Annotated in this window: 15 protein-coding genes; 6 read left to right on the forward strand and 9 right to left on the reverse strand. The window is 55.3% G+C overall.

Features of this window, described 5'->3' with window-relative positions; translation table 11 throughout:
- The first annotated feature begins 94 nt into the window (after positions 1–94).
- Positions 95–1,360, forward strand: coding sequence for an S-methyl-5-thioribose kinase (mtnK, locus tag JFC11_RS09835; protein WP_232482850.1), 1,266 nt, complete (start codon positions 95–97; stop codon positions 1,358–1,360).
- 258 nt (positions 1,361–1,618) lie between these two features.
- On the opposite strand, the gene JFC11_RS09840 is transcribed toward mtnK, so the two are convergent.
- From JFC11_RS09840 to mtnB, 3 genes are read right to left on the reverse strand one after another with little or no spacing between them, the layout of a single operon-like run.
- Positions 1,619–2,167 carry a 1,2-dihydroxy-3-keto-5-methylthiopentene dioxygenase gene (locus JFC11_RS09840; protein ID WP_120386289.1) on the reverse strand — a complete coding sequence of 183 codons (549 nt, stop codon included), beginning with the start codon at positions 2,165–2,167 and terminating at the stop codon, positions 1,619–1,621.
- Between the two features lie 11 nt (positions 2,168–2,178).
- On the reverse strand, positions 2,179–2,865 hold the full coding sequence (mtnC, locus tag JFC11_RS09845) for an acireductone synthase (RefSeq protein WP_038478515.1): 687 nt from the start codon (positions 2,863–2,865) through the stop codon (positions 2,179–2,181).
- A complete protein-coding gene (mtnB, locus tag JFC11_RS09850) occupies positions 2,862–3,452 on the reverse strand; it encodes a methylthioribulose 1-phosphate dehydratase (RefSeq protein ID WP_038478512.1) in 591 nt (196 codons plus the stop codon). Before mtnB ends, mtnC begins: the two co-directional genes overlap by 4 nt.
- A 111-nt stretch (positions 3,453–3,563) precedes the next feature.
- Here mtnB and mtnA point away from each other — a divergent pair, with 111 nt between their 5' ends.
- Positions 3,564–4,589 (forward strand): S-methyl-5-thioribose-1-phosphate isomerase, encoded by a 1,026-nt coding sequence (gene mtnA, locus JFC11_RS09855; RefSeq protein WP_198349468.1) that lies wholly within the window; start codon positions 3,564–3,566, stop codon positions 4,587–4,589.
- Between the two features lie 5 nt (positions 4,590–4,594).
- Here mtnA and JFC11_RS09860 read toward each other — a convergent pair whose 3' ends face one another.
- From JFC11_RS09860 to JFC11_RS09880, 5 genes are all read right to left on the reverse strand, one after another.
- Entirely contained in the window at positions 4,595–5,437 is an 843-nt protein-coding gene (locus JFC11_RS09860; RefSeq protein WP_198349469.1) for a carbohydrate ABC transporter permease, read from the reverse strand.
- The gene (locus JFC11_RS09865) at positions 5,434–6,318 is read right to left on the reverse strand and encodes a carbohydrate ABC transporter permease (RefSeq protein WP_038478503.1); all 885 of its coding nucleotides are present in this window, start codon (positions 6,316–6,318) and stop codon (positions 5,434–5,436) included. Before JFC11_RS09865 ends, JFC11_RS09860 begins: the two co-directional genes overlap by 4 nt.
- A 63-nt stretch (positions 6,319–6,381) precedes the next feature.
- Positions 6,382–7,662 (reverse strand): ABC transporter substrate-binding protein, encoded by a 1,281-nt coding sequence (locus tag JFC11_RS09870; protein WP_038478500.1) that lies wholly within the window; start codon positions 7,660–7,662, stop codon positions 6,382–6,384.
- A gap of 29 nt (positions 7,663–7,691) precedes the next feature.
- Positions 7,692–8,822, reverse strand: coding sequence for an ABC transporter ATP-binding protein (locus JFC11_RS09875; RefSeq protein ID WP_198349470.1), 1,131 nt, complete (start codon positions 8,820–8,822; stop codon positions 7,692–7,694).
- 114 nt (positions 8,823–8,936) lie between these two features.
- The gene (locus JFC11_RS09880) at positions 8,937–10,355 is read right to left on the reverse strand and encodes a sigma-54 interaction domain-containing protein (protein ID WP_038478494.1); all 1,419 of its coding nucleotides are present in this window, start codon (positions 10,353–10,355) and stop codon (positions 8,937–8,939) included.
- Positions 10,356–10,554: 199 nt separating this feature from the next.
- Between JFC11_RS09880 and speB the strand changes: the two genes are divergently transcribed.
- From speB to JFC11_RS09900, 4 genes are all read left to right on the forward strand, one after another.
- Positions 10,555–11,505 carry an agmatinase gene (gene speB, locus JFC11_RS09885; protein WP_120386294.1) on the forward strand — a complete coding sequence of 317 codons (951 nt, stop codon included), beginning with the start codon at positions 10,555–10,557 and terminating at the stop codon, positions 11,503–11,505.
- A 135-nt stretch (positions 11,506–11,640) separates the two neighbouring features.
- Entirely contained in the window at positions 11,641–13,023 is a 1,383-nt protein-coding gene (locus JFC11_RS09890; RefSeq protein WP_198349471.1) for a YjiH family protein, read from the forward strand.
- An 11-nt stretch (positions 13,024–13,034) separates the two neighbouring features.
- Complete coding sequence (locus JFC11_RS09895; protein ID WP_198349472.1) at positions 13,035–14,699, forward strand: 5-guanidino-2-oxopentanoate decarboxylase; 1,665 nt, start codon at positions 13,035–13,037, stop codon at positions 14,697–14,699.
- A complete protein-coding gene (locus JFC11_RS09900) occupies positions 14,700–16,160 on the forward strand; it encodes an aldehyde dehydrogenase family protein (protein ID WP_198349473.1) in 1,461 nt (486 codons plus the stop codon). It abuts the gene before it with no gap.
- Positions 16,161–16,162: 2 nt separating this feature from the next.
- Here the strand turns inward: JFC11_RS09900 and JFC11_RS09905 are convergent, their stop codons facing one another.
- Complete coding sequence (locus JFC11_RS09905) at positions 16,163–17,125, reverse strand: hydroxymethylglutaryl-CoA lyase (RefSeq protein ID WP_198349474.1); 963 nt, start codon at positions 17,123–17,125, stop codon at positions 16,163–16,165.
- Positions 17,126–17,131: the final 6 nt, after the last annotated feature.

The following is a 17,131-nucleotide window of genomic DNA, read 5'->3' on the forward strand; positions in this document are numbered from 1 at the left end:
AAGCTCATTACTGAGGTTGATGTCTTTTAAATGAGGGCATTTGACAACCCTGCTGGGGTATGACAAACAAGCATCATTTTTCGCGAGGAATCAAATGGTGGCGTACGAGCAGCCCTATCAGGCATTGGATGTCGGCACCCTGGCGCAGCGGCTAGGTGATGTAGAAGAAGTCGCAAGCCGAGTGGGCGACAACCCCGGGCAGTGGCAGATTCGCGAAGTAGGGGATGGCAATCTCAACCTAGTTTTCATTGTATCGGGGAGTGCGGGAAGCGTGGTGGTAAAGCAAGCGCTACCCTATGTGCGTATGGTCGGTGAGAGCTGGCCGTTGCCACTTTATCGCGCCCACTTTGAGTATTACGCCCTGGTACGCCAAGCCCAGCGTGCGCCAGGCATCGCCCCTGAAGTGTTCTATTTTGACAAGCCTCAAGCGCTGATCGTCATGGAGTACCTTTACCCGCACACGATTCTGCGTCGCAAGCTGATCAACGGTGAGCGGGTTACACAGCTTGGCGAAACCATTGGTGAATTCTGTGCGCGAATGGCGTTTCGTGGCTCGGAGCTATCGTTAAACAGCCCTGAGAAGAAAGCCGACGTGGGGCTGTTTTCAGGCAACGTGGCGATTCCTGCTATTACCGAATCCCTGGTGTTTACCGACCCCTATTATGGCGCCGAAATGAACCGTCATACGCCGGAGCTTTCGCCGGTAGTGGATGAGCTGCGCCGTAATACGCGCTTAAAAGCTAAGGTGCAGCGGTTGTTGATGAAGTTCACCGCGAATACCGAAACCATGCTGCATGGTGATTTGCACTCCGGGTCAATTATGGCCACCGCGTCAGATGTGCGTGTGATTGATCCCGAATTTTCTCAGTATGGCCCAATGGCCTTTGATCTAGGCATGGTCGTTGCCAACTTCCTGATGGCCTACTTCAGTCAGCCTGCCCACCGCCAAGCCGATGAACTTGATGCCTACCAAGCGTGGATTCTTGACGTGATCGAAGCGTGCTTTACCCACTTTGACGCTGAGTTTCGCCACCTATGGCAAACCGAACGCACCGGCATTCTGTTCCCCAGGGCGCTGTTTGAAGCGCAGGGAAACAGCGCCGATGACGCCTGCGATGCACTGCTTGAAGAGATCCGCCTGGATGCACTGGCTTATTGCGGCATTGAGATGCACCGTCGCGTTTTATCGTTGGCCCATAACGCTGACTTTGAAGAGATCGAAGACACCGCGCTCCGCGCTAAGCTTGAAGCACGCAATGTGCTGATGGGCCAAGCGCTGATTATGGAGCCGGAGGCCTATCGTGAGCTTACCGCACTGGCGGATTTAGCCAGGGCGTATAACCAGCAAGAGGTGTTATAAACTCTTACCCCTCTCGATATAATGGACTTCTCGATAATGGCACTGTGGCTGATCCCGCCTCGGTGCCAACCTCGGTAACGCTGGCGCGTTGCTTCGCGGGTGCGCTGACGCTTACGCCACGCTACATAATAAGCCCAACTCAACTATTGTTAAGCCCCGTAGCGCGGTGTAACGAATCTCGCGAGGGACGAGCGTATGAGGCACCCGCGGGCTGCACTATCTCCAACGCTTCACAACTTACGATTCACCATTCACAGCTTACAGCTGATCCAAGCGATCAAATTTCTCGGCGATATCGCTCTCTGTCCAGTGAGGCACCCAGCCTTCAACGTTATCGAAGAAGCGCAGCGCAGTGAATTCTGGCGCTGGGCCCATATCAAACCAATGGGGCGTGTTCGCGGGTACGCTGATCAGGTCATTGCGGGTACACAGTACCTGATACACCTTGTCTTCAATATGCAGGCAGAAAAGCCCCTGGCCTTTAACGAAGAAGCGCACTTCGTCTTCGTGATGGCGGTGTTCGTTTAAGAACTTCTGGCGCATAGCGTCTTTGTCTGGGTGCGTGGGCACCATGTGCAGCACATCGACGGTTTGATAGCCGCCGATGGCTTTAACCCGGTCGATGTCGTCTTGATAAAGCGCTAAAATATCTTCCTGGGTGGCATCGTCGGCAATCTCGCCCGGCGTTGCCCAGCGTTCAAACAGCACACCCACCTTGTTCAGCTCAGCAGTTATCTGCTCGCCGTCAGTGATGTCCAGCAGGGCATCGTTAGGGTTCTGATCAGCAAATACTTTCAGTTGCGACATTCTAGGCTCTCCTAAAGCGCAATTTCATCAAAGCGGGAAACGCACGCGTGGGTGTTGCCCGCCTGGGTGCCTTCGCGAACTAACTGCAGGGTTTGCATGCCCGCCTGCTTGGCGGCGTCCAGCTCTTCGACCACGTCCGACAAGAACAGCACCGCTTCCGGTGGCAGGTCAAGCTCAGCGATAATTCGCTGGTAGGCCGTGGCTTCGCGCTTATGGCCAATATGAGTGTCGAAGTAGCCGCTAAACAGGGGGGTTAAGTCGCCTTCATCGCTGTAGCCAAACAGCAGCTTCTGCGCCTGCACGGAACCTGACGAATACACGTACAGCGCTTTGCCTGCCTGCTGCCACTGGCGCAGCGCCGGGGCGACGTCGCTATACAGGTGGCCTTTAAAATCGCCACGCTGATAGCCATCGGCCCACACCATACCTTGCAGTGCTTTCAGCGGAGTAACTTTTTGGTCAGTCTCGATCCAATGTAGCAACTGCGCAATGACTGCTTCCAGCGTGGCATCAGCGTCGCCCATTTCGCGGCGCACGGTGCTAATTTGCTCGGCAACCTCTGGAGAGTCAGCATTTGCCCGCAAGAAATCGGGCAGCTTGGCCTGGGCGTAGGGAAACAGCACCTTATGGACGAAGTTAATATCCGTGGTGGTACCTTCGATATCGGTGACAACGGCGCGAACAGCAGGGTTACTCATTTAGACCACCGGCTCTCTTCAAGTACACAGGACAGTAAAAATTCAATGGCTTCCAAGTGCCGACGGCAACTAGCGATGCTATCGCCCACGGCATAAATACCGTGCCCCGCCACCAAAAAGCCCCAGGGCATCGGCCAGCCGAGGCGTACATGCTCCGCTAGCTCGTCCATATCTTGGGAATTTGGTACCACAGGTAAAAGAACCGAGGCATCATGAGTCACGTTGCCCGCTAAGGCTTTTTGCATCTCGAAGCCACTTAGCTCAATGCCGTTTGGAAAGCGCCGTGACAGCACAGTGCTGGCTAGGGTATGGGTATGCAGCACGCAGTTGATGGTCGGGTCTAGCCGATAAAGCGCAGCGTGAAGATCACTTTCCGCGCTAGGTTTCCCATCACCGGATAACACCTTGCCATCCAGGTTGCAGAGCAAGAGGTCATCGGCCTGAATGCGGGTTTTATCCCGGCCAGAAGCGGTGACAAGATAGCCCGCCTCGGTACGGGCGGAAAAGTTACCGCCAGTGGCTGGCGTCCAGCCTTGCTGCGCCGCCCATGAAATGGCGGCCAGCAGTTCAGTTTGTAGCGTCATCATAGGATCTGCGTCGCCTCATCTAGTAGCAGCCATTCTATATGATAAGCTTCGCGCCTGATAAGCCGCGCCGTTGTTCTGCTAGTCAAGCTCAAGTGCTCAAGGAGTCCAGCAATGCCACACCTACAGTCACGCAGTTTACGGGTCTATGCCGACCACCTTGAGTATTTGGATCAAACCCAACTGCCCCAGGCGGAACAGTGGGTGCGCTGTGGTTCACCAGAAGAGTGGCAGCATGCGGTGAAAAACCTAGCGATTCGCGGGGCACCGCTGATTGGTTTGAGCGCCGCTTTCGTGCTGGCTCAATACGCCGCGCGTCATCCGCAAAGTGATTGGCAGTTGGTAAGTGATCGCTTACGCGCCACGCGTCCCACCGCAGTGAACCTGATGTACTGCCTGGATGCCATGGAAGCCTGCTTTGAGCAAGGGGTTGCCACCTTGGCTGAGCGTGCCGCTGAACTGTTTGCAGAAGACCGCGCGCTTTGCCAGCGTATGGCCGAGCGGGGAGCCGACCTTTTGCAATCAGGCAACCGCATATTGACCCACTGCAATACCGGCGCGCTGGCCACCGCAGGCGTTGGCACCGCCATTGGCGCGCTGGCCGTTGCCAAACAGCGCGGTGTGACGCTGCATGTGTATGTGGATGAAACCCGCCCGCTGCTGCAAGGTGGCCGCTTAACCGCCTGGGAAATGGCCGACTTAGGCATTCCCTATCAATTGATTGCTGACAGCATGGCCGCGAGCTTAATGGCCGCGGGGAAAGTCGATAAAGTCATGGTCGGTGCCGACCGCATTTGTGCCAACGGTGACTTCGCCAACAAAGTGGGTACTTACATGCTGGCGGTGATTGCTCACTATCATCAGGTGCCGTTCTATGTAGTGGCCCCTTACACCACGATAGATCCCGCCTGCGCCACTGGCGCCGAGATTCCTATTGAACAGCGTGACGGCGCCGAAATACGCGGTGTTTCGGGTGCCTTTGGCGACGTAGTGTGGGCACCCAGCGATGCTCCCGTATGGAACCCTGCCTTTGATGTTACACCCGCCAAGCTGGTCACCGCCTGGGTGCTAGACACTGGCACCTTCGATGCCGCCGCGATAGTGCGTGGCGAACACTGCCAGGGGCGTGCAGAAAGATAGTGATCCTAGCGAATCCCCGCTCTTAAAAACGACTGCACGAACTGGCGTTGGAAGAGCAAAAAGGCAATTAGCAGCGGGGCGATGCTTAACAGCGTCGCAGCGCTAACGGTCGCCCAGTTAACCCCAGTTTCGGGCGCGGAAAATACCCCTAACCCTACCGTTAGCGGGCGGCTCTCTACCGAGTTGGTCACCACTAATGGCCAGATAAAGTTATTCCAGTGGTGGCTAATCGAGACCAGCCCATAAGCAAGATAGGTAGGCTTGGCTAGCGGTACGTACACCTTCCACAAAATTTCCAGCCAGTTGCAGCCTTCGATACGCGCGGCGTCTTCCAGTTCTCGGGGGATGGTTTTAAAGGTTTGGCGGAGCAGAAAAATACCCAGGGCGCTAGCCACATAAGGTAAGCCAATCCCGGTGATGGTGTTGATCAGCCCCAGCTCACTAGCGATGCGGTAGTTCTCGACAATCAGCACTTCTGGGAACACAAAGAGCTGAATCAGCACCAGCATAAACAGAACGTTCTTGCCTGGAATCGGAAAGCGCGCAAAGGCAAACGCCGCCAGGGTACAGACCACAAACTGGCCAATCACTACTCCCGTTACCAGCGCAAAGGTGTTCAGGTAGTAGCGGGCAAAGGGTGCTTGAGACCAGGCGTTAGTGAAGTTCTCCAGCGTCAGCGGGGCGAAAAGCGCAAAGTTGACCATAAACTCGCTAGGGTGGAAGGCGGCCCAAAAGGCGTACAGCAGCGGAAAAATCCAAATAATCGCCAGTAGCCACGCGGCCACGGTTTCCAGCGTTGGGATTGAGAAGAAGCGGGAGCGGTGCGCATAGGCAGTGGTCGTATTCATTGATAGTGCGTCCTGCGATCTAAAATCGTGAACTTAAGCGTGGCCACTACCGCGAGCACTAGCAGAATCACCACCGTAATGGTGGCTGCCGTGGTGCGGTCAAAGAACGAGAACGCATTCTCGTAGACGTAGTAGAGCAGCAGGTTGGTGGCGTTGTTGGGCCCACCCTTGGTCAAGATAAATAGGTGATCCACGACCCGTACCGAGTTAATCAGCGCATTGATGAGCACAAACAGCGTGGTGGGCATGAGTAGTGGAAAGGTGACGCGCCAAAAGAAGCTCCAGCGGCTAGTGCCTTCTAAATCAGCCGCCTCTTTTAACTCGGGTGGCATACTCTGTAGCGCCGCCAAGTAGAAGATCATAAAAAAGCCGGCCTCCTTCCACACCGACATCACGATCACCGAACTTAATGCAAGGTTTGGATCGCCCAGCCAGTTCACCCCAGAAAAGCCCAGCATACCGAGCAGTTTATTGAATAGGCCAATTTGCGGCGCATAGAAAAACATCCAGATATTGGCGGCAGCGATCATGGGTAGAATCGTCGGCGTAAAGTAGGCCATGCGCACAAAGCCCCGACCGCGAAGCTTGCCATTGACGAATAGCGCCATACCCAAAGCCAGCGCAATAGACGTAGGAATCGTACCGACGGCGTAGATTAAGTTGTTACGCGCTACTTTCCAAAACGTCGGGTCATCGAACAACACTTGATAATTTTCAAGGCCTACGAATTCAGTGGGGGCACCGCGAAAGCCGGGTAAAAACAGACTGTTAATGACCGTCGTCACGGTCGGTAAATAAGCAAAAGTCGTCAGCAGTACTGCAGCGGGCAGTAGCAGAAGCGCGCCATAGAGCTGCATTTTGCGGTGGTTGGTGAATGACATAGTGAAGTACCGCAAGTTGGAAAAGCCGGGGCATGCCCCGGCGAACAGTAAAATGGCTAACGATTAGCGGGCGTAGCGGCGTAACACGCTATCGGCCTCTTGCTGCGCCTGGCTAAGCGCTTCTTGCGCTGTCATTTGGCCGGTCAGCGCTGCTTGCACGGCGTTATCCAAGGCGCGGCGAATGCGGCCACCCTGGTAGGTGGAAAGCTCTGCCGTGCCGTGTTCAAGCTGGTCGCGGGCGACCGCGGCAGGTGGGAACTCTTCCACATAGCCTTGCAGCGCGTCGGTTTCGTAGGCGGCGGGGCTAACGCCCATATAGCCGGTTTCAATCGACCAGGCGGCAGCTCGCTCGGGAGCGGTCATCCAGCGGATAAAGGTCATCGCTGCGCGCTGCTCTTCTTCTGTCGTATCTTCAAAAATGTAGAAGTTACCGCCGCCGGTGGGGCTGCCACGCTGGGTTTTCATCGGCAGCATAGCGACGCCAAAATCAAAATTGGCTTCGCTGCGTACCGCGGTCAGGTTGCCCGTGGTGTGCCACATCATCGCCGTGGACTCTTCCAGGAAGTTCTGGCGCAGGGTGCCCCACTCAATGGTGCCGTTAGGCATGGCATTGTGCTCGGTGGCCAATGATACCCAGTACTCCAGCGCTTCAACCGCTGCGGGGTCGTCGAAGTAGACCTCGGTGCCATCTTCGCTCATTAGCCGGTGGCCGTTCTGAAAGGCAAAGGCCTGGAACATCCAGTAGGGGTAGCCAGTCGATGGCACCATCACGCCCCACTGCTCGCCGTTGGAGGCTTCGCGCACGGTGGCGGCCATTTCGGCCATCTCTTGCCAATTCTCAGGGGGCGTTTCGGGGTCTAGGCCAGCGGCTTCAAAGGCGTCTTTGTTCCAGAACAGTACGATGGTGGAGCGTTGGAAGGGGATGCCGTAGGTTTTGCCATCCAACTGGCCATTTTCCATCAGCCCTGGGTAGAAGCCATCGAGCCATTCGCGCTCTTCATCGGTTTCGACCAGGTCATCAAAGGCGACGATGGCGTTCTGCTCAATCAGCTCGTACAGATCGATGGAGAACATGACCGACAGCTGCGGCGTTTCACCCGCTTCCATCGCTGACATGGCGCGCACGCGGGTGTCGTCGTAGTTACCGGCGTAGATCGCTTCCACATTGATATCGGGGTATTCGCTTTCAAACTCTTCCACCAGATTATCAACGACGTCGGTGAGTGCACCGCCCACTGCGACCGGGTAGTACATGGTCAGATCGACGCTATCCGCGTTTACCTGGGCGGCGCTAAACAAGCCCGCTGCCAGAGCGGTCATTGCAAAAGGGGTACGCAAACGCATAAGAGACTCCGCAAGTGTCAGTACTGCTGTCAGTGTTGGAAAGAGCCCACCGCCGGTGGGCGAGGAACGCTTCGAGATGAGCTGGGTAAGGGGAACGTCGTCAGGTCATCCCGCCGCAGGCCTTCAGCATCGAAAAGGTGTGTATTCTCTGACGTCCAGTAGAGGCTACATGGCTGACCTGTCAGTGCCTGCTTGCCGCTAAGCCGCACGCGTAGGGTGTGCGACCCCACTGCCACATAAGCAATGGTATCTGCTCCCAGGTACTCTTCACTTAATACGTTAGCGGGTACGCCGGAACCGGGGGCGATACGCAGTTCGATATCTTCCGGGCGGATGCCTAGATGTCCGCCAGCGGCGTCCAAGGGGGCTACGGGAGTACTTGGTTCGCCTTCGATAACGGCACCATCTTTACCGGCTACTAGTGGCAGCAGGTTCATGGCGGGGCTGCCAATAAAACTGGCGGCAAAAGCGCTAGCGGGGCGGTTATAAAGCTCGTCGGGGGTGCCGTCCTGGACGATTTTGCCGTGCTGCATCAGAAGCACACGATCTCCCATGCTCATCGCTTCCACTTGGTCGTGGGTGACGTAAATCACCGTCATATTCAGGCGACTTTGTAGTGCTTTGATTTCCCTACGCATGTCGCTGCGTAGCCGAGCGTCCAGGTTGGATAGCGGTTCATCCATCAGGCAGATCGGGTGTTCGGAAATAATTGAGCGCGCCAAAGCAACCCGTTGGCGTTGGCCGCCGGAAAGTTGCGCAGGTTTGCGGTCTAGGTAATCGGTTAAATCAACCAGTTCGGCGACCTTGGCCAGTCGCTGGCGCTGCTCATCTTTGGGTACCTTGCGGCTGCGCAGGCCAAAAACGATATTGTCGGCAACGCTCAAATGCGGAAACAGCGCGTAGGACTGAAACACCATGCTCAGACCACGGTCGCCGGGCGGCAGGCGGGTAACGTCGCGCTCGCCGATATGAATACGCCCATCGCTGGCCTCTTCCAGGCCCGCGATCATGCGCAGCGTGGTGGATTTACCACAGCCTGAAGGGCCGAGCAGAATGACAAATTGCCCAGGTGTGACGTCGAAGGAGATGTCATCGACGGCAGTAGTCGCGTCCCAACGTTTAGTGACGCGTTCCAAGCGAATACGCGATTGGTTTGACATAGCACACACATCACCGGCTGTTGGTTGTTATTGGTTCAGCTTGTGTTGAAGGTGTTGCCGTTGTATGACACTTACATGGATGGTTGATGACGGCGGTTGTGTCAAGCGGAAAATTCACTTGGTGACTTTGATGCCATAACGCTGAAGCCTGCGCACCACGCTGGATTGGCTAATCCCCAGCCGCTCAGCGATGGCGTACGTGCTAGGGAGCGTTTTGCTCAACGCTTCCAGTGTTTCGCGTTCTAGTCTGGCGAGGTACTGCTTTAGGGTTTCCTCTGGTGCTAAGGCGGCGACTAACGAAGAGGTTGAAGTTTGCGCTAGATTAGCAGGGGGCTGCTCCGTAAAGGGGTGAGGACTAGGTGCTTCAATTTGATCCGTTGGGCTGGATAGCCAGGCTCTTTCTAGCCAGTTTTCAAGCTCGCGGACGTTACCTGGCCAGTCGCTTCCCATTAACGTTGACCATACTGGGTTGCCCAGGATTTTTTGTCGCCCATAGCGTTGGTTAAGGCGTTTCAAACAGGCTTCCACGAGATCAGGAATATCTTCTCGGCGGTCGCGTAAAGGGGGAAGCGTGACCGGTATGACGTTGAGACGGTAGTAAAGGTCCAGACGAAATAGGCCCGCTTCTACTTGTTTTGCTAAATTCTGATTCGTGGCGACAACTAAGCGAAAGTCCACTTTGCGCGGTCGTGTATCGCCTAACCGGGTAAGGCTTCCGTCCTGGATAACTTTTAGCAGTTTGGTTTGCATTAATAAGGGAAGCTCACCGATTTCATCGAGAAACAGCGTGCCACCTTCTGCTTGCTCTAATAAGCCTGCTTTTCCTTGGCGAGCCGCGCCGCTGAACGCGCCGGGCTGATAGCCAAACATCTCAGACTCAAATAAGTTTTCGGGAATGGCCGCACAGTTAACCTCAATAAAGGGATGGTTATGGCGTTGGCTCCAACGGTGCAACTGTTTGGCAAACGCGGTTTTTCCCACGCCCGACTCTCCCAGCATCAATACATTAGCGTCTGAGGGGGCGACCCGTTTGAGAAGCAAGGCGACTTCACGCATAACGTGGCTTCGCGCCTGCAAGTTATCCAGCGCGTCGTCCAGCGCTTGCTCCTCGGCATCGGGGGCTGCTTGGCTACGTTTTAAGTGCTCACTAAAGCGCTTCTGGAGTAGTGCATATTCGTCTTGTAGGAGCTGTAAATCGGTTAAGTCTCTGGAGCGGCTGATAACACGCTCCAACTTTCCATTCACAAAGACAGGGTAGGCTTCAGCAATCACACGGCGTCCGGTGCCTGTTACCTGCATAAGTTGGGCTGGCTGGTGGGTGCGCATCACTTCTAAGGTGATGGATGGCTTCAAGATGCCTGCTTGCTGAAGCTGATAAACGCTATTGCCTAGCAGCTCTTCCCGGGGCGCACCATAAACAGCCTCAGCACCGGGGCTAATATCAAGCACTCGACCCTCTCCGCTGACGATAAAGAAGTGATCGTTGGCGGTTTCCACAATGGTTTTTAGCACGCACTTATCGATTTCACTCATAGCGATTGTCTCTTGAGCAACCTGTGATTCATTTTTGCATCGATGATGCATATATGACTTAAGTGTACGTGATTTTGATTCATTACTGCATCGATAATGGCTGAAAGCCCTACTGTTAGGGCGTTTAGAGACTTGGCATGTTCTGTGCAATGTAGTTGTTATTCAGCGCTACAACATGAACAACGCCAAGGAGATCTGTATGTCTGATTTTAACCAGCCGCTTGGGGGCAATAGCATGCCGCGCTTTGGTGGGCCAGCCACCATGATGCGTTTACCCACCCAGGAAAGCGCCGCTGGCTTAGATGCTGCTTTTATCGGTATTCCAATGGATATTGGTACGTCTAACCGCCCTGGTACGCGTCTTGGCCCACGTCAGATTCGTGATGAATCTCGCATGCTTCGACCCTATAACATGGCTACCCGCGCCGCCCCGTTTGAAAGTTTACAAGTGGCCGATATAGGTGACGTGCCCATCAACACGTTTCACCTGCCCAAAAGTGTGGACATCATCACGGCCTTTTATGATGACGTGCTTACACACAACTGCATTCCGCTAACGTTGGGTGGCGAACACACCCTGACACTGCCCATTTTACGTGCCATTGCCAAAAAACATGGGCCAGTGGGGCTGATCCATATTGATGCCCATGCCGATGTAAACGAGCACATGTTCGGTGAGCCGATTGCCCATGGCACGCCGTTTCGCCGTGCCCAGGAAGAAGGCCTGTTAGCCAACGGCAAAGTGGTGCAAATCGGCCTTCGTGGTACCGGTTATGCCGCCGAAGATTTTGATTGGTGCCGAAGCCAGGGTTTCCGCGTTGTTCCCGCTGAAGAGTGCTGGCATCGCTCGCTTGCTCCCTTGATGGAAGAAGTGCGCGAGCAGATGGGCGATGTGCCTGTCTATATCAGCTTCGATATCGATGGCTTGGATCCTTCTGTTGCGCCAGGAACGGGAACGGTAGAGATGGGCGGACTGACCTCAGCGCAAGGGCTAGAAATTGTGCGCGGTGCGGCAGGCTTGAACATCGTCGGCTGTGATCTAGTGGAAGTGTCGCCTCCTTATGATCCCAGCGGTAATACCGCATTGATGGGCGCCACACTGCTGTACGAAATGCTCTGCGTGCTGCCGGGCGTGAAACACAGTGATTAAGCTGTCCTGAAATAGCTAATAAATAAAAGCGCTTACCTGACAAAGCGCTAATGGTCAGAGAAATGGCAGGCTGCTTATTGCCTGCCAGGACGCCACCAGCCCACCTCCAATAATCACTTCTAATAGGTGAACCGTATGTCTTTCTCTCAAGTAAAATTGGATGATGCCGAGCCGTCGGCTCCAATTCATCGTGCCCATTTGCTGAAGTTTTTGATTCCCTCCTTAATTGGCGTCCTCTTGTTTTTGGTGCCTTTTCAAGTGGGAGGAACGATTAATATTGGCATGGGCCTAATGGCCGATGGGTTGCAGTCGCTGCTTGGTTCTGCACTACCTGCCATTGCCATGCTAGTCCTATGTCTGTCCGTAGTGATAACGCTTTACGTTAAAGTGGCAAAGCCTAACTGGGCGCAACGTGGGCACTTTCAAGAGATGTTTGACGTAGACACTATTTGGGTAGTGATGCGCATCTTAGGTGCCATCTTTGTCGTCATGACCTTTTTCCAAGTCGGCCCAGAATTTGTGACGGCACCGTTTACTGGCGGCGTAATGCTCAATGATTTGGCGCCGGTGCTACTGACGTTCTTCTTCTTTGCGGCGATTCTGCTACCGTTTTTGGTCGAATTTGGTTTTATGGAATTTATCGGCACCATGGTGCGTAAGCCGTTTCGGGTGATTTTTAATCTTCCTGGACGCAGCGCTATCGATGCAACGGCTTCTTGGATGGGGTCAGGCACCGTGGGTGTATTGATCACCGCCCAACAGTATGAACAGGGTTATTACAATGCTCGCGAGGCATCGGTCATTGCGACTAACTTTTCAGTGGCTTCCATCGCGTTTAGTCTACTGGTTACGAACTTTGTTGATATCAATCATCTCTTCGTACAGTTCTACTTTACGGTAGTCGTGTCAGGGCTGATTGCTGCCATCATCGTGGCGCGAATTCCCCCTCTATCGCTAAAATCTAACGACTACTACGAGCCCGTTGGCTGCCAGTTAAGCGAGAAGCGCACCGAAAATGTAGGGCTGTTTCGTTACAGCTTGCTCCAGGCAACTCGCCGGGCAGCGGATGCGCCAGGGCCAAAAGAGTTGGTGCGTTTAGCACTACTCAACGTGATTGATATCTTTTTGACACTGCTGCCTTTGGTATTTGCCATCGGCACCGTCGCGCTGATTTTAGCCGAGTTTACTCCGCTGTTTACCTGGCTCTCTTACCCCATGGTGCCGGTGCTTGAGTTGCTGCGTATCCCTGAAGCGCAAGCGGCTGCTCCAGCGACGTTGGTCGGGTTTGCCGATATGTTCTTACCAGCGGTGCTAGCGACGAATGTTGAAAGCGAGCTGACCCGTTTTGTGATCGCTTGCTTGTCAATGACACAGCTGGTGTATATGTCGGAAATTGGTGCGCTGCTACTCAAATCGAAAATCCCCATCAAGTTCTGGGAACTGGCAGTGGTTTTCTTGCTGCGTACCGCGATTACACTACCGATCATCGCCTTTATGGCCCATACATTTTTCTTCTGAGAGGGCCTGTCATGAACGCTGACGCAATGCGCAATCACTCAACCATGACCTGTGCCGAACTGTTGATCCGCCTACTGCGCGAAACCTATGGCGTTCGAACTCTGTTCGGTATTCCGGGCGTGCATACGGTAGAGCTTTATCGTGGGCTGGAAGGCAGCGACGTGCAGCATATAACCCCGCGCCATGAGCAGGGCGCAGGGTTTATGGCCGACGGCTATGCCCGCGCCAGCGGTCAGCCTGGGGTATGTCTTATTATCACTGGTCCGGGAATGACCAATATTGCCACTGCGATGGGCCAAGCATTAGCAGACTCCATTCCCATGCTGGTGATCTCCAGCGTTAACCGTCGGGATACGCTGGGGCTAGGCCAAGGTCGGCTGCATGAGCTGCCCAGCCAGCAGCAGATGATTAGCGGCGTGGCACGCTTTAGCCACACACTATTAGATGCTAATACGCTGCCTGATGTGCTGGCCCGCGCCTTTGCCGTGTTCAGCGGTGCGCGCCCAGGCCCGGTGCATATTGAAATTCCGATTGATCTGTTCAATGCGCCGGTGAAGGTACCGGACAGTTGGCAAGCGCCAACGCTTTACCGAGCAGCGCCTGATCCAGAAGGGCTTGCCGAAGCTGCCCGTTTGTTAAAGGCCGCGAAGCAACCCTTGCTGCTGTTAGGTGGTGGCTGTGTGGCAGCGCCAGAGGCAGCGCGGGCACTGGTAGAGAGGCTTGATGCCCCTACGGTGACGACTATCAACGCCAAAGGACTGCTGGGACGCGACCACCCGTTAGATTTGGGTGCTAACGCAGCGCTGCCAGCAGTGCGCGAACTGGCGGCCAGCGCCGATGTGATTTTGGCGGTGGGTACCGAGCTTGGCGAGACCGACTACGATGTCGTGTTTGATGGTGGCTTTCACCTCAACGGTAAGCTGATTCGTATTGACCTCGACCCTGAACAACTGGTGCGTAACCAGCATACAACGCTTGGTTTAGTAGGCGATGCCGGACGTTGCCTAGCGCTTCTACTCGCTCATTTCCCCGAACCTTTGCAGCGCCACGGTGTGGAACGCGGTGTTGAACGAACTGCCACTACGTTGGGAGCACTGAATCTGGTTAATGATCCGGCTTTTAGCGACTTCGTACCGCTTTATAAAACCCTGGCTGACCATCTGCCCGAGGCGATTTTGGTGGGCGATTCTACCGCACCGGTGTATGCGGGCAACCACCTAGTCAGCCAGCCAGCGCCAAGACGCTACTTCAATGCTTCTACTGGCTACGGCACTTTGGGCTATGGGCTGCCGGCGGCGTTAGGTGCGCAGTTAGCTCGTGCTGATCTACCCGTGGTGGCGCTTGTTGGTGATGGTGGGGTGATGTTCACCCTTGCTGAGCTTGCTACCGCAGTAGAGGAACGCCTGCCGGTGGTGATTGTGCTGTGGCACAACGCAGGCTACGAAGAAATTCGCCGCTATATGGATGCCAACGGTGTGGCTCGTTTGGGCGTGGATATTAAAGCCCCCAACTTTCTTACCTTGGCCGAAGGGTTTGGTTGCCCAAGCGTGCGGGTTGAAAGCCCTGAGGAGCTTGCAAACTCACTCGCTAAGCGCGTTTCAAGTGGCCCGTTACTCATTGAAATAGACGCGGCTGCTTGGCAGCGTGCGTGCAGAATTTCCGACCAGGATACGTAGATGCCGTTACTCAACCAGCAAGTTATCAATCAGCAGTTCATCAACAACCAATGGGTTGCCTCAACAGGCACGCGCATGCTCGATGTGATGAACCCTTATCGCGAAGAGCGCATTGCTCAGGTCACGGCGGGGGACGCGGCAGATGTCGACGCTGCCGTTAAAGCTGCTCAGCAAGCACAACCTGCTTGGCAAGCGCTGGGTGGAGCTGCGCGTGCAAAGTACCTAGATAGCTTTGCCGATGCGTTGGAGGCTCGTCGAGAAGCGCTAATCACCCTGTCAGCCACTAATAACGGTAAACCGCTAGCTGAAGCAGGCATTGACCTGGACGACGCGATTGCCTGTTATCGCTATTACGCTAAGCAGGCCAAAGCACTGGATGCCCGCCAAGGCGAGTTGGTTAGTGTGGAAATGGAGGGCGTTGAGGCGCGTACGTATCATGACCCTGTGGGCGTCGTGGGGTTGATTGCCCCCTGGAACTTCCCGCTGGTGACAAGCGCCTGGAAGCTGGCGCCCGCGTTGGCGGCAGGCTGCACCGCAGTGCTCAAACCGTCAGAGGTGACGCCGCTCCCCGAGTTGGCACTGGCAGAAATTGCCCTGGAAATTGGTCTGCCAGCCGGTGTACTGAATCTGCTTAACGGCGATGGCGAGGGCATTGGCGCACCGCTAACCAATCACCCAGGTGTAGATAAAATCTCTTTTACGGGCAGTAACAGAGTCGGCGAAGCCGTTATGCAAGCTGCTGCCGTTCGCACTGCCAGTGTCTCCCTAGAGCTAGGTGGAAAATCGCCGATCCTGGTAATGGAAGACGCCGACCCAGCCCAAGCCGCCGACTGGGTAATGGCGGGTATCTACTTTAATGCCGGGCAAATCTGTTCAGCGACTTCGCGCTTACTGGTACATGAAAACGTAGCAGAAGCACTCTACACCGCATTAGCTGAGCGGATGGATGCGCTAACCCTGGGCGACCCACTGGCTGAAGGCACTGACTTAGGACCGTTGACCAGCGCTAAGCAACGCGATGCGGTACAACGCTATTTAGACTTAGCAGCGCAAGAAGGCCTAACGGCAGTGCGCGATATTACCCATCGCACGTTACCCACGCAGGGCTACTTTTTAGCGCCGACGCTTTATCGTGATGTGCCGCTGGAAAGCCGCTTGTGGCAAGAGGAGATTTTTGGCCCATTGCTCTGCGCACGCAGCATTACCAGCGAAGCAGAGGCGATTAAACTCGCCAACGATAGCGTTTATGGATTAGCTGCGACGGTGATTAGCGGTGATCCTGAGCGGGCAAAGCGCATTGGTCGCCAGCTAAAAGCCGGTAGCATTTGGTACAACAGCGCGCAGCTGGTGTTGCCTGACACCGCCTGGGGCGGCTTCAAGCGTAGCGGCATTGGGCGTGAACTTGGCCCCTGGGGGCTAAGTGCCTACCTGGAAGTGAAGCATGTGATTGGGCCGGCGTAAGACTAACGCTCGGGCATAGCATAACGCCGGGATGACTTCCCGGCTTTTACTACTTGTCCGGGCACGTCGTGGCCGATAAGTGTCGGCAGGGTGGCGGCAACGTCAAGCAGCGCATCTAGATCGACGCCCGTATCGACCCCCATCGCTGCAAACATATGCACTAAGTCTTCGGTGCATACATTACCGCTAGCGCCTGGGGCAAAAGGGCAGCCCCCCAGCCCGCCTAACGACGCATCAAAGCGGTTAATGCCCGCCTGCCACGCCGCCAGCGCGTTGGCTAAGCCCATGCCACGCGTGTTGTGAAAGTGCAGCGTGAACGGCGTTTCCGGCCATTGCTCAAGCACGGCGTCACACAGGCGCCTCACCTGGGCAGGGTTGGCCATGCCCGTGGTGTCGCATAGCGTGACGCCCTGAATGCCCCGCGCGATCAGTTGTTCCACCAGCGTAAGCACCCGTGTTTCAGGCACCTCGCCTTCAAACGGGCAGCCAAAGGCGGTCGAAAGCGAGGCGTTGATAAATACGTCGCTGCCTTGGCAGGCCTCCACAATCGCGGCAAATTGCTCAAGCGACTGCTCTGGTGTCATGCGCAGGTTCGCCAGGCCATGGCTATCGCTTGCCGACATCACTAAATTAATCTCATCCACCTGGCAGGCAAGCGCGCGCTCCATGCTCTTAAGGTTAGGCACTAATACGCTGATATCGACGCCTGCCCGGCGCTGAATGCCAGTGACAACATCCGCAGCATCGCGCAGATTAGGAATCGCTTTGGGGGACGTAAACGAGGTGGCCTCGATGCGCCGCAGGCCGGTGGTGGAGAGTGCGTCGATCCAGCGGATCTTATCGTCTGTGGGGACAAAGCGCGCTTCAATCTGCAGGCCGTCACGCGGGGCGACTTCATTAATTTCTATTTTTGTAGGACAAGGTGCTGTGGGACAGAGCACGGGTTGGCTCGTGGAATTATGCATAGCGCT

The sequence above is a fragment of the Vreelandella alkaliphila genome (genome assembly GCF_016107625.1).
Classification (GTDB): Bacteria; Pseudomonadota; Gammaproteobacteria; order Pseudomonadales; family Halomonadaceae; genus Vreelandella; species Vreelandella alkaliphila.

Bases quoted from the DNA above. Each gene is read 5' to 3' on its own strand.
- mtnK (WP_232482850.1), top strand. From the start codon at position 95: ATGGTGGCGTACGAGCAGCCCTATCAGGCATTGGATGTCGGCACCCTG.
- JFC11_RS09840 (WP_120386289.1), bottom strand. From the start codon at position 2,167: ATGTCGCAACTGAAAGTATTTGCTGATCAGAACCCTAACGATGCCCTG.
- mtnC (WP_038478515.1), bottom strand. From the start codon at position 2,865: ATGAGTAACCCTGCTGTTCGCGCCGTTGTCACCGATATCGAAGGTACC.
- mtnB (WP_038478512.1), bottom strand. From the start codon at position 3,452: ATGATGACGCTACAAACTGAACTGCTGGCCGCCATTTCATGGGCGGCG.
- mtnA (WP_198349468.1), top strand. From the start codon at position 3,564: ATGCCACACCTACAGTCACGCAGTTTACGGGTCTATGCCGACCACCTT.
- JFC11_RS09860 (WP_198349469.1), bottom strand. From the start codon at position 5,437: ATGAATACGACCACTGCCTATGCGCACCGCTCCCGCTTCTTCTCAATC.
- JFC11_RS09865 (WP_038478503.1), bottom strand. From the start codon at position 6,318: ATGTCATTCACCAACCACCGCAAAATGCAGCTCTATGGCGCGCTTCTG.
- JFC11_RS09870 (WP_038478500.1), bottom strand. From the start codon at position 7,662: ATGCGTTTGCGTACCCCTTTTGCAATGACCGCTCTGGCAGCGGGCTTG.
- JFC11_RS09875 (WP_198349470.1), bottom strand. From the start codon at position 8,822: ATGTCAAACCAATCGCGTATTCGCTTGGAACGCGTCACTAAACGTTGG.
- JFC11_RS09880 (WP_038478494.1), bottom strand. From the start codon at position 10,355: ATGAGTGAAATCGATAAGTGCGTGCTAAAAACCATTGTGGAAACCGCC.
- speB (WP_120386294.1), top strand. From the start codon at position 10,555: ATGTCTGATTTTAACCAGCCGCTTGGGGGCAATAGCATGCCGCGCTTT.
- JFC11_RS09890 (WP_198349471.1), top strand. From the start codon at position 11,641: ATGTCTTTCTCTCAAGTAAAATTGGATGATGCCGAGCCGTCGGCTCCA.
- JFC11_RS09895 (WP_198349472.1), top strand. From the start codon at position 13,035: ATGAACGCTGACGCAATGCGCAATCACTCAACCATGACCTGTGCCGAA.
- JFC11_RS09900 (WP_198349473.1), top strand. From the start codon at position 14,700: ATGCCGTTACTCAACCAGCAAGTTATCAATCAGCAGTTCATCAACAAC.
- JFC11_RS09905 (WP_198349474.1), bottom strand. From the start codon at position 17,125: ATGCATAATTCCACGAGCCAACCCGTGCTCTGTCCCACAGCACCTTGT.